The sequence below is a fragment of the Pedobacter sp. 05L430 genome (genome assembly GCF_056397585.1).
In genome coordinates this window covers 1-12,335 of the sequence record NZ_JBFTNT010000292.1, presented here as the reverse complement: position 1 = coordinate 12,335, position 12,335 = coordinate 1, and the positions used below count along the sequence as shown (strand labels likewise).

The following is a 12,335-nucleotide window of genomic DNA, read 5'->3' as shown; positions in this document are numbered from 1 at the left end:
ATGTTTAACCTGCGTATAGGTATCAGTTAAAATACCTGAATTGGCCAATGTTAAATACCATTCGCTCTTTTGACCGCCATTCAAATCTCCGGTAAAAACAGCTGGGGCATCACCTGCTATTTCGCTGATCTTTTTTACAATTAGCTTTCCACTTTCTACACGTGCAATTTTACCTTGATGATCAAAGTGCGCATTAAAGTAGTAAAACTTTTTACCACTGCTTATATCCTGAAGATGTACCCAGGTACAAATACGATTACAGCAAGTAGCATCCCATCCTTTTCCTGGTTTGTCAGGCGTTTCAGACAACCAAAAATCACCTTTATCAAGTAACTTAAATTTATCCTGACGGTAAAAGATAGAGGAGTGCTCACCAGCGTCTTTACCATCATCGCGACCTAAACCGTAATGTGCATACTCTGGCAACAATTTACTTAGGTCGTCAACCTGATTCTTTAATCCTTCCTGAATACCGAAGATATCGAATTCGTGAAAACGTAAGAGATTTGCAGCTACAGGAGCCCTTTGCGACCATCTGTTACCTTCATCTCCGGCATTGTCATAACGAATATTAAAAGATCCAATAGTGAATTTTTGAGCAAAAGCGCTAACGCTCATTACTACCAAAAATATAGAAAGAATGATTTGTCTTATTTTCATGTCTATTTAATTTGTTTTATAATCTAATTAGTTGCCTTGCCAACCTGGATTCTGTCCAAGAGCAGGGTTCTTTTGTAAATCTGCCTGAGGAATTGGATAATAATACATTTTATCATCCCACTTCCTCACTATTTCATTCATCCAGATTAGCTCTCCAAAAGTACCATTTTTGAGCAACTGGGAATTTGTTTTACCGCCAATTGTTGCTGAAACGTCCACATACGTAACTCCTGCAACTTCAGGTTTTGGTTTTGCACCTTGATAGAAAGCTACGTCAAGTATGCCATCTTCATTAAGATCCATAGGTGTAACCAAAGCAGGAACATAAAAACCGTCCCATTCCTGATCCATAAGCGGGCCTCTTTTCCATCTTAAGATATCACTGTAGCGAAGACCTTCAAGACTAAGCTCAATCCCCCTTTCTCGCCTTACTTCCAAAATAGATGGATCAGTAATTCCAGGAAAATAGTTAGCAATAAGGTACGGATCCGCAATTATTGGCTTTGCTGATAATCCACCTGTTATCCCGCCTCTTGCCCTAAGTACTCCAACGGTTGCAGCCCAATCTTCGTTAGTAAGTGTACCAAGTTCTGCTTTGGCTTCCGCATAGTTTAACAGCACTTCAGCATAACGGAATAATGCAATCGAGTTAATATTAAGTGCTCCGGCATCATAATACATGTCATCCAATGTCCATTTTATCGGTTGATAACCGGTAAAAGTATACGAGAATACCGGAGGCGCAGGAATTTGTACACCTCCACTTATTCTTTTATAATTTCCAGAGCGGATGGTCTGTTTCAATCTAAGGTCTCTGTTTTTCACTTCATCCTTAAACAGCATAGTGGTATAAGCAGGGTCGTTGGTAAAGGGAGTTCCATCCAGATTCAAATATGTATTGATAAATGTTCTGGTAAAACTTGCTTTGGCACCATATGTACCGCTGGTCCACCACCAGTTTGCCTCATTCAATACATTTAAAGTAAGGTCACTTACAGCGGCCTGTAGTACTTCACTTGCAACAGGGACTGTGCTGGTAAATACCTGACGATAGGAAACACCCGGGCCTCCGGCTGTGTTGATTGAATACCCTCCTTTATCCATAATCTCTTTTGCGGTTGATGCAGCGTTTTCAAGCCATGCAGATGCGCTAGACTGCAGGCCAAGTTCAGTATGGTATTTTCTGAAAGTTCCTTCGAATAGACAGATTCTGGACTTATAAGCGTAGGCCACCCATTTGGTAACTGTACTGCGGGTTGCATCGTTAGTTGCTTTGATGTTAGCACAGGCAAAATCAAGGTCGGCTAGCACAGAATCCATCACCAGCGTTCTTTTATCACGACCGGCGTATAATGCAGGGTCATTGATGTTCAGCGGTTTGCCAATCCATGGTACGTCACCAAATCTCTTCACTTTCTCCATATAAAAATATGCCCTGAAATATCTGGCTATACCCAGATAGTTATTTCTAATATCAATAGGAACAGAAGGATCTTTACAATTTTCAATAAAGTAATTGATGTTTCTAAGGTCTGTCCATGTCCACCCCGTACTCTGGCTTGGAGTGAATATCCCCGGTCTTATAAAATCGGAAACAGATTTTACAGCCAGGTAGTCAGAAACAGCATCCTGACTGGTGGAATTCTTAGGCAAGAAATCCATTGCATAAAAAGAGTTGGTATAGAGCTTCAGACCACTTTCACTGCCAAAAACAGCTTTATTTGTTGGGGTAGATTGAGGTTCCTGATCAAGCTTCTTACAGGCTGTAAAACACAAGCAGCTCAGTAGTATCCATATATATTGTTTTTTCATGATTATCTGTTTATAATGTTCATCAATAACGGTTAAAACCCTAAGCTTAAGCCTAATGAATAGCTTTTCATCAAAGGATAGTTGTAACCATCTCCGTTGGTACTGCCTGAGTTCAGATCCTGATCTGAGGGTACTGCGTTCTCCACATCTATGGTTTTCACAATTTTATAGAGTGGCGAGTAGGTGAATAGGTTCTCTCCTGAAAAAAATATTTTTGCTGAGCGCGCCCCAATACGTGAAATCAGTTTTGCAGGTAAATTGTAACCAATCTGAAGGTTCTTCATCCTCAAATAAGCAACATTCTGCAGGTATTTAGTTTGCGCTACGCCAAGCTCCCTATTGGTGTTGCTGGAAGCCGCACGCGACATCGTTCTTGGGAAATAAGCATTTGTGTTTTCAGGTGTCCACATATTGCCCACATGAAAAGTAGGAATGTTGTTGTATGGCCTGTTGTACTGACCCCAGAACATTTCGGTTTCTGTACTCGGGTACCATTGCTGTTTACCAACACCCTGGAAGAATGTAGAGAAAAAGAAATTGTTCCAGTCGGCACCAAGACTTATGCTATACAAATATCTTGGAGCAGAATTTCCTATAATTCTTCTATCGCCTGGTTTGTCCACAGTATTGTCTCCAATATTCACAAAACCATCACCATTGGTATCTTTCAGTTTGATGTCGCCAGGATACCAGATATTGGTTGGTGAGGCGCGCATTTGCGGGCTTTGCTTGGCATGTGCATCAATATCAGCCTGATCTATAAAGAAACCTTCTGTTTCATAGCCCCAGATCTCTCCTATTGTCTGGCCTTCGTAATACTCCTTACCGGTCCCGTTATTTCCTACATCTGTAAGCAATTTAGTGGGGTTGTTGTACTTATCAATCTTCGATTTGCTATCAGATAGGGTTAAGCGAACATTATATTTAAAAGGTTTATCTGCATTACCAATCCTGTCGTTCCATGATATTGAGGCTTCCCATCCTCTGGTTGTCAAATCTGCATAGTTTCCTTTTGGTACAGTATTTCCAAAAACAGCAGGAGCTGTTAAACCTACGGTAAACATATCAGTAGTTTTCCGAACATAGGCGTCGCCACTGAAAGTCAGACGGTTAGACAACATTGCCAGATCTAAACCAAAGTTGGTGGTAGTAGAAGTTTCCCAGGTAATCTGGTCTGGAAGCACACCAGGTTGCTTAGTGGTTTGAGGCCTTACACCTCCCAGTACCAATGGTGACTGCGAGACAAGAAAAAGCTCCTGAAATTCATACGAATTTATATTTCCGTTACCCAATGAGCCATAAGATGCACGTACTTTCAGGTCTGAGATAATTTTATCTGAAACATTCCAGAAAGATTCCTTATTAACTCTCCATCCGGCTGAAACCGAAGGGAAGAATCCGTAACGCTGACCAGAAGGGAATTTTGAGGATCCATCATAGCGCGCATTTACCTCTAACAGGTAACGGTCTTTAAAGGAATAGTTCAATCTTGAAAAACCACCTAATATTGCCCATTGCTCATAAGCTCCTAATGTATTAATTGCTTGTCCGAGTGCCAGATTTAAATCAGTTGCATCTTCAAAAATGATCCCGTTCCGCTGCGTAGAGAGTCTCTTGTAGGTAGATTCTTCATAGTTATATCCGGCCATTACTTTTAAATAATGATCGTCGCCGAATTTGTCTTCAAACTCACCATAGATATTTGCAGCCAGGTATTGTGTTTCTCTTCTATCGAATAAAAGGTCATTGGTAGTAGTACCTACATAAGAAGTAATCCCTTTTATATTACTGTACGGTACCTGAACGCGTTTTTGGTTAATACCATTATTGGTATTACGGAAGGTAAAATCAGCATTAACCCTAAATTTATTATTAAAGAAATTGGATCTCAATCCGGTGATATTCCTAAAAACCTGTCTTTTCGTATCAATACCGTTCTTTCCATAATAGAAATCTCCTACAGTATATACAGCAGTAAAAGTCATGGAACCATCAGGGTTAAACATCGGCATAGTCGGGTGACCCTCATCCGCAATGTTCCTCCAGATTCCTCCGCCTTCTCCTACGTTAATAGGATTATGATAATTCATTACAGAGTAGTCGGCATTGTTTTCTATGGTTAGCCATGGAAATACCTGTACAGATCCCTTTGCACGGATGTTTTTCATGTTGTAGTCATCAGTGTTATACCTGAAAAGTCCATCCTGCCCTAAAAAACGACCTGAAACCAGAAAGGAGGTTTTATCACTACTCCCACTGATGGACAAATTGTTTTCTGTAGCTACTGTATTTTTTTTGTACAATTGACCATACCAGTCTGTATTTCCGTAATAAGTATACTCACCTGTTGTTGGATTTACCTCTACTTCATTGTAAGGTTGTCCCGATTCGGCTCTTCTTTTAAACTCATCTAAGTAAGCCTGAGAAAATTTCTGGGTTTTATTAACGTGAATAGACACTGTTTCTACATCATTTGGGTTCAGCAAACTTGGATCTCCTTCAAAACCATCAATCAGAATCAATGCACTTCCGCCCTGCCCAATAGACGTAGTTCCCCTGATGTTATAGCTCGGTGACTGCGTTGGCTTTCCGTCCATCATTTTGATGTTCAGATTGGGTAGCAGCCCTTGAAGTCCTTGTGTAAGGTTAGGCACAGGTCTGTTCTCTAATGATTTCGAAGAGATCTGATCAACAGCTCCCGTAAGGTTTTCTCTTTTCTGTGTGCCATACCCAACTACCAATACCTCATTTAAAGTGCCTGTTTGCGCAGTAAGTGAAACATTTAGTGTTGTTGTTTCTCCGGGTTTTACCACAACCCTGCTCTGTGTAGATGAGCCGTAAGACACAAAACTAACTACAAGTGTGTAAACACCCGGTGCAACATTAATACTATAAGTACCATCAACCTTACTCTGCACTCCYGTATTTAGTTCTAGAATTTTGATGCTCGCTCCAGGGAGTGGCTCGCCTTTTTCGTCAACAATTTTACCGGTAATTTTACCGGGATCTTCATTTTTAATTAAGGTGATGGTTCCTTTCACCTCTTCGCGGAAAGTAAGACCCGTTTCGTCAAAAATAGATTTTAAAATTTCTTCTATTTTTTCGTTACTAAAATCTTTCTCCTGGGTTCTGAATCTTTTAAGTTTTAGGTATGCCGGGTCGTAGGCAAAATCGACTCCGCTTTTCATTTGCAGCTTTTCTATCGCAATAAGCAGATTTTCATTTTTAAAGGTAATATTGACTCTTTTATTTAAAACCTGGCCACTGGAATTGTCTGCAAATAATATTTGCGTACTGGCGATTATAAAGGCGTAGATAAGCAGTGTATAACGCATAATCTTCTGCAAAAGCAGTAAATGTTTTTTCATATATTTGTTATTTTATTGATAAATAAGATTCTACAAGATCCAACAGGTAGAGGGTCTCAAACTACTTCCTGTTGAATTTATCAATCCGGATCTGCTTCAGATCCGGTTTTTTATTTTTAGTATATCACTATTTCATTTCCTATCCTCCTATATTTATTTTGATGTACTGAACAAATTATTTTCATAGTCTGATCAAGTGAACGTGCAGACCGTATTTGTATATTATATAAGTAACTTGAAGTAGCGGTCCTGCTGCCTTTTAGAATTATACCATAATTAATTTTCATAACTTTTGCCAATTCTGCAAACGAAGCATGGTCCAGATCTGTTACCTGTTCAAACCATGCGTTATGCTCACGCGTAGCAAAATCACTTGTTTTCCATTTACTTGTTTTCGAATTATAGTGTAAACGTTTGCCAKGGAGCAAACGATCAAACACGTTTTTACTATCGCTCACCTCCACTTTTCCTTCAGTAACACTTACCTCGGTTATGGCTTTCGGTTGCGTACTCACGGCAAACTTAGTACCCAATACACGTGTTTTAATTTGTTTGGTATAAACTACAAATGGGTGTTTAGCATCCTTAGTAACTTCAAAAAAAGCTTCTCCTTCATCTAAAAAAATTGACCTATCGGAATAAACCGGCTCACCTGAAGAATTCAGCACGTATTTAGCTGGTATCCGCAGTTTTGTTCTGGGATTCATTTGAATGACAGATTGATCTGCAAGGATTATCTTTTTGTATTCTCCGTTTTTAGTCTCCACTACGCTAAATACTTCGTTTTCTACAGATTTCTTAAAGTCATTTGATGGCTTTAAGAATTTTCTGCCAAAAAAGAGTGCGGGTATAATTAAAGCCAATACTGCAGCATACTTATAGTAATGTTTAAATAACGATACTTTTGTATTTGAAAAATTATCCCTCTTGGCTAAAATAGCATTTTCCATTTCAGCCTTAATGATTTCTTCTTTACCAGATTCAGAAAACTCTTGCATAGCAGCTTCATCATCGTATGAAGCATACCAATTCTCGACGATTTGCTTTTCGTCGTCACTTGCCATTCCGCTGACATAACGTTCTAGTATTTTTTTAAACTGCTCTGATTCCAAACTTCTGCTCTTTCTTATAAGTAACTTCAAACACTCGAATCTACTTTGAGAAATTGTTAAGTTTGTATTAATTAATCAGTCGCTCGGGGAATTTTTCACTTAACCTCTTCCTGATCCTTCTCATTGCTTCACAAATATGATTTGAAACCGTCTGCTCAGCAAGGTTTAGTTTTTCTGCTATTTCAGATGTGGAATGATGAGCATGTTTAAGCAGGTATGCATGGCGCATTTTTTCCGGAAAACCTTTTATTTCTACCTCTATAAGCTTTTCCAGATCCAGATAGTCCGATAGTTCATTAATAGAAACTGATGCATCTTCAAATTTCCTTAAGGTATGATCAAAAACACGTTCTTCTATTTTTTCTGATCTGAAATAATTGAGTACCTGGAATTTTGCAGCCCCCATCAAAAATTGTTCAAGGCTGGTATTAATTATGATTGTTTCTTTTCGCTCCCAAATATTGATAAAAACATTCTGGACAATATCTTTAGCAGCTTCCTCGTCTTTAATACGGGTTAATATATGGACATACAGCTTCTTCCAATACATCTCATACAAGAGATCGTAAGCTGCAGTATCGCCCAACTTAAGTTGTCGAACTATTTCCTCGTCTTTTCTTCCAACTTGAAGCATATTCAAAAGTAGAGTTCCAATATGAACAGGATGTTAACTCTTATTATTTGGTTATATTTAGTTAATTAAATATATGCAAAAGTTGTTCATATGATTACAATAACTCGATTAAATATATGGATATGAAAAAAATATACTGGCCCTTCTTATTATTACTCACTGTAATGAATATTCCAGCAGGTTATGGTCAAAAAATAAATCGAAAAAATGTAAAAATGCAGCAATTGCGTGTATCAGATAACCGCAGATTCCTTGTTTATGCTGATGGTAAGCCTTTTTTCTATCTTGGAGATACTGCCTGGGAGTTATTACACAGATTAACCCTTAAAGACGCAGAGATCTATATGGATAACCGCAGATCCAAAGGATTTACAGTACTTCAAACGGTAATATTGGCCGAGCTGGATGGGATAAATGAGCCCAATGCACTTGGCCATAAACCCATGGAAAACAATAACGTTTCTGAACTTAATGAAGACTATTTTAAGGATATTGATGCGTTTGTTCAATTGGCTGCCAAAAAAAATCTATACATGGGCCTGTTACCGCTATGGGGCGATAAAGTTTTTAAAAGTACCTGGGGAAAAGGCCCTGAAATTTTCAATGTTCAAAACGCAAAGGAATATGGAAAGTTTCTTGGCAACAGATATAAGAGCCAACCTAACATTATATGGATATTGGGTGGCGACCGTAATCCTCGCGGTGAAAAAGATGTGGCCATTTGGCGCGCTTTAGCGGAAGGCATTGCTGAAGGTGCCGGAGGCAATGATAAAGTGTTAATGACTTTTCATCCACAACCAAAAGAAAATGGCGGTTCATCAACCTGGTTTCATAATGATGAGTGGCTGGATTTTAATATGCTCCAGACAGGACATTGCAGGGATGGAAGTAATTATGATAAGATCTCTTATGATTACAATTTAAAGCCAACAAAACCAGTGGTTGATGGGGAACCTCTTTATGAGGACCATCCGGTATGTTTTGATGCGAAAAAGAACGGATTCTCAACAGCAGACGACATTCGAAAATTAGCATACTGGCAGGTATTTGCCGGTGCACTCGGACACACTTATGGCTGCCACGACATATGGCAGTTCTACGCTCCCGGCCGCGAACCAATCAATTTAGCCCGACATTACTGGAAAGAAGCAATGGATTTACCGGGCTCACAACAGATGGGCTATGTAAAAAAACTAATCCAATCCCAATCAATGCTTGACCGTATTCCCGATCAGGGTTTAATTTTAGGAGATAACCCTAAAGACGGTGCACACTGTAGTGCCACCCGTGCAAATGATGGGCATTATGCTTTTATTTATACTCCTACCGGGCGCAAATTGAATGTCAATACGGCTCATCTGAAAGGAAAGCAATTCTTTAAGGCCAAATGGTTTAATCCTAGAAATGGTGTATTTAGCATGGCATTTAAAATTGACAAAAAGCCTCAGCTTACTTTTACACCTCCAACAAGCGGAGATGCTTTGGATTGGGTACTTATATTAGAAGCTGGTTAATGTTAACCGTTAGTACTGCTAATGGTTAACGCCAATCATCTCTGAAAGCCGCTTTTCATTTAATACCAGAATGTTTCTGCCCGAGACCTCAATTATCTTCTCTTTTATAAAATCATTACTTACTTTAAATAAGGTTTCATATGTTGTTCCTGAGTACGATGCAATATCTTGCCTGCTTAGACCTAAAGCGATAAAACCATTCTCATCAACCCCAAACTTATGTAGCAGAGCCAGAATAGATTGTGCTATTCTCGCTTTTACCGACATATGCGCCAGATCACGCATTGCCCTATGAGAGTCTTGCAATTCATTTGCAAAAAACTGCATTAACTTATAAGTTAAATCAGTATTTACCCTTAGCGTTGTTTCAAAGAAATCTCTCCCCAGATAACATACTACTGTATTTTCTAATGCCGTAGCCGAAACTGGATATAACGGTTTTTTCCCGAGACCCAAATGGCCGATAATATCTTCAGGGCCGGCAAAATGAATAATCAATTCCTTTTCCTTATCCCATCTTTTATGAACCTTAACAGTTCCAGCAGATACAAAATAAATCCCGTTTACCGGATCGCCTTCTTTGAAGATAACCTCGCCTTTTTTTACCTCAAAATTCTTTTTCTGAATTTGAAGTGCCGGCAACCATTCGGGCAAACATAATTTACACAGAAAACAGCTTTTAAGATCACATAGATTACGAGATTCCTTCATTTTTTATATGGGCATTTGATATGCAATAATACTATATAAATATCAAAAAAGAAGAATCCACGCATAAAATCCAAAATAATAAATATTGTTTAAACAATATTAAAATACAAAATAAACAACTAAATAAACATAAAATATTTCATAAACAATATAATTAGCTTTTATAGCATATAAATTAACCTTACCTTTGTGCCCATACTATTGGTGTTGCTATTGCAATTTGTCTAATTGCAAAAGTTCTAATCTCTCTTATAGATCTTATAACCAACATTGCATTTTACGGAAGTTTCGACTTAAAATTCAACAGCCCTGCAAACAATCATCTGGGGATATGGGTAATTATTATTCCTGCAATTGGGGGCATTCTGGTTGGATTAATGGCGCTATATGGCTCTAAAGCAATAAGAGGACACGGTATTCCAGAGGCAATGGAACAAATCCTTGTTAACCAAAGTAAAATTAAACCTTCAATTGCGCTTCTAAAGCCCATCTCTTCTGCTATTGCGATAGGTACGGGAGGGCCATTCGGGGCAGAAGGCCCTATAATAGCAACCGGTGGTGCTTTAGGATCTACATTAGGCCAGTTATTTAAAATCACACCTAATGAGCGCAAAATCATTCTTGCCGCTGGAGCTACTGCTGGTATGTCTGCAATATTTGGCACACCCATAGCAGCTATTTTTCTGGCCATTGAACTCCTGCTATTTGAATTTTCACCCAAAGCCATATTACCTGTAGCACTCGCTTGTATAACAGGTGCCGCCGCGCACCAGTTTCTATTTGAATCAGGCCCCGTGTTCCCTATGCCTGAACTTAGTTCACCATCAAATATGGCTCTGGGCATTTACAGCTTTATGGGCATAATAATAGGCTTTGTTTCACTTGGGCTAACTAAAGTCGTCTATCACATCGAAGATGCCTTTGAAAAATTACCTATCCACTGGATGTGGTGGCCTGCAATTGGCGGTTTGGCAGTTGGAATAATCGGCTTTTTTGCTCCCCATACCCTAGGCGTAGGTTACGATAATATCACCAGTGTTTTATCAGGAAAAATACCATTAGCTTTAATGCTGAGTCTTTGTTTCTTTAAATTTCTCTCCTGGGCAATTGCTCTTGGTAGCGGCACATCAGGAGGCACACTCGCACCATTATTAACGATCGGTGGCGCAGCCGGAGCCATACTTGGCTCAATTACACTTCTACTGTTTCCAAATTCAGGCATAAGCATTCCAATGGCTGCCTTAGTGGGCATGTCGTCTATGTTTGCAGGCGCTTCAAGAGCTTATCTAACCAGCATAACTTTCGCTCTTGAAGCTACTATGCAATCTCACGCACTGTTACCTTTACTAGGAGCTTGTACAGCATCATACCTGATATCTTTCTTTTTTATGGAAAATACAATTATGACCGAGAAAATTGCAAGAAGAGGAATATACACCCCCGATTCTTATGAACCGGATGTATTGAGGAAAATGACTGTGGTTGATGTACTAAGAGCAAATAGCATGGTTATAAGCACCAAAAATCGTATAAGTGAAATCAGGTCATTCTTTGACCTTAACCCACCATTAGAAAATCACTTTATAGTAACAGATGATGACGATAACTTTAAAGGTGTAATCACGCTGTCAAGCATATACAACAAAAATCACGATGCAAATGGCCCTATAGCCGAGCTCATGGAGCAAAATATTCCCGCATTAGAAAGCAACGATAGTCTTGCATGGGCCGTAGAGTTAATGTCTAAATGCGATAAGGAGTTTTTACCGGTATTATCTGCCAATGAAAAAAACAGGGTAATTGGCTTACTCACTTATAAAGATGTACTTACCGCATACAAAATACACCTCAAGGAAAATCAGGAAGCGGGAATTAACCTATCCTTAAAGCGTCAACGTATTAAAATACTTGTAAGAGGACGTCAATTGATTCATAAAGTAAAAGAAAACTAGGCATATTTATGTGCTTCCTGAGCGGCAACGAATTCCGCGGCTTTTACTACATCTCCAATTATTATAATTGCCGGATGGGAAAGCCCGGAATCCATTGCCGCCTGAGACAAATCTTTAACCTCACAAACAATTTGTTTTTGATGTGGCATTGAAGCATTCTGGATTATTGCTGCAGGAACGGCCCCTCTGCCAGACATAATATAAGAAGCTGATATTTCTGTCAGCTTTTTCATTCCCATATATATAACTACTGTAGCTTTACTTTTAGCTGCTAATTGGAGATCAGACGATAAAGAACCATCTTTTTTTGTACCTGTTATAATCCAGATACTTTCGCTTACTCCACGATGGGTTAAAGGAATATCATTTAAACCACTTGCTTGCATACTACTGATGCCCGGCACATAATGAGATTCTATACCGTGCTCACGCGCAAATAAGATTTCTTCAAAACCTCTTCCAAAAATAAAAGGATCACCTCCTTTTAAACGAACACCATTTCCTCTTGTAAATGCATAATGCTTTATCAGTTGATGAATAGTTTCCTGTGAAGTGCAAAGTCCATATGGCTT

At 39.0% G+C, this 12,335-nt stretch carries 9 protein-coding genes; 2 read left to right on the top strand and 7 right to left on the bottom strand.

The window, feature by feature from the left end; translation table 11 throughout:
• From AC1DG9_RS22800 to AC1DG9_RS22780, 5 genes are all read right to left on the bottom strand, one after another.
• Positions 1 to 660 (bottom strand): endonuclease/exonuclease/phosphatase family protein (locus tag AC1DG9_RS22800; RefSeq protein WP_477635294.1); only part of this gene is annotated, 660 nt, incomplete at its 3' end.
• Between the two features lie 27 nt (positions 661 to 687).
• Complete coding sequence (locus AC1DG9_RS22795) at positions 688 to 2,472, bottom strand: RagB/SusD family nutrient uptake outer membrane protein (RefSeq protein WP_172660390.1); 1,785 nt, start codon at positions 2,470 to 2,472, stop codon at positions 688 to 690.
• A gap of 32 nt (positions 2,473 to 2,504) precedes the next feature.
• Entirely contained in the window at positions 2,505 to 5,840 is a 3,336-nt protein-coding gene (locus AC1DG9_RS22790; protein ID WP_477635293.1) for a SusC/RagA family TonB-linked outer membrane protein, read from the bottom strand.
• A 116-nt stretch (positions 5,841 to 5,956) separates the two neighbouring features.
• Positions 5,957 to 6,982 (bottom strand): FecR family protein, encoded by a 1,026-nt coding sequence (locus AC1DG9_RS22785; RefSeq protein ID WP_477635292.1) that lies wholly within the window; start codon positions 6,980 to 6,982, stop codon positions 5,957 to 5,959.
• 37 nt (positions 6,983 to 7,019) lie between these two features.
• Positions 7,020 to 7,586, bottom strand: a complete 567-nt coding sequence (locus AC1DG9_RS22780; RefSeq protein ID WP_172660392.1) for an RNA polymerase sigma factor — start codon at positions 7,584 to 7,586, stop codon at positions 7,020 to 7,022.
• Positions 7,587 to 7,708: 122 nt separating this feature from the next.
• Between AC1DG9_RS22780 and AC1DG9_RS22775 the strand changes: the two genes are divergently transcribed.
• Positions 7,709 to 9,100: a glycoside hydrolase family 140 protein gene (locus AC1DG9_RS22775; RefSeq protein ID WP_288882829.1), complete on the top strand. Its 1,392-nt coding sequence runs from the start codon at positions 7,709 to 7,711 to the stop codon at positions 9,098 to 9,100.
• Positions 9,101 to 9,118: 18 nt separating this feature from the next.
• Here the strand turns inward: AC1DG9_RS22775 and AC1DG9_RS22770 are convergent, their stop codons facing one another.
• Entirely contained in the window at positions 9,119 to 9,811 is a 693-nt protein-coding gene (locus AC1DG9_RS22770) for a Crp/Fnr family transcriptional regulator (RefSeq protein ID WP_288882831.1), read from the bottom strand.
• Between the two features lie 377 nt (positions 9,812 to 10,188).
• Here AC1DG9_RS22770 and AC1DG9_RS22765 point away from each other — a divergent pair, with 377 nt between their 5' ends.
• Positions 10,189 to 11,763 (top strand): chloride channel protein, encoded by a 1,575-nt coding sequence (locus AC1DG9_RS22765; protein ID WP_477635291.1) that lies wholly within the window; start codon positions 10,189 to 10,191, stop codon positions 11,761 to 11,763.
• Here the strand turns inward: AC1DG9_RS22765 and AC1DG9_RS22760 are convergent.
• Positions 11,760 to 12,335 (bottom strand): uroporphyrinogen-III C-methyltransferase (locus AC1DG9_RS22760; RefSeq protein ID WP_477635290.1); only part of this gene is annotated, 576 nt, incomplete at its 5' end. The genes AC1DG9_RS22765 and AC1DG9_RS22760 overlap by 4 nt on opposite strands.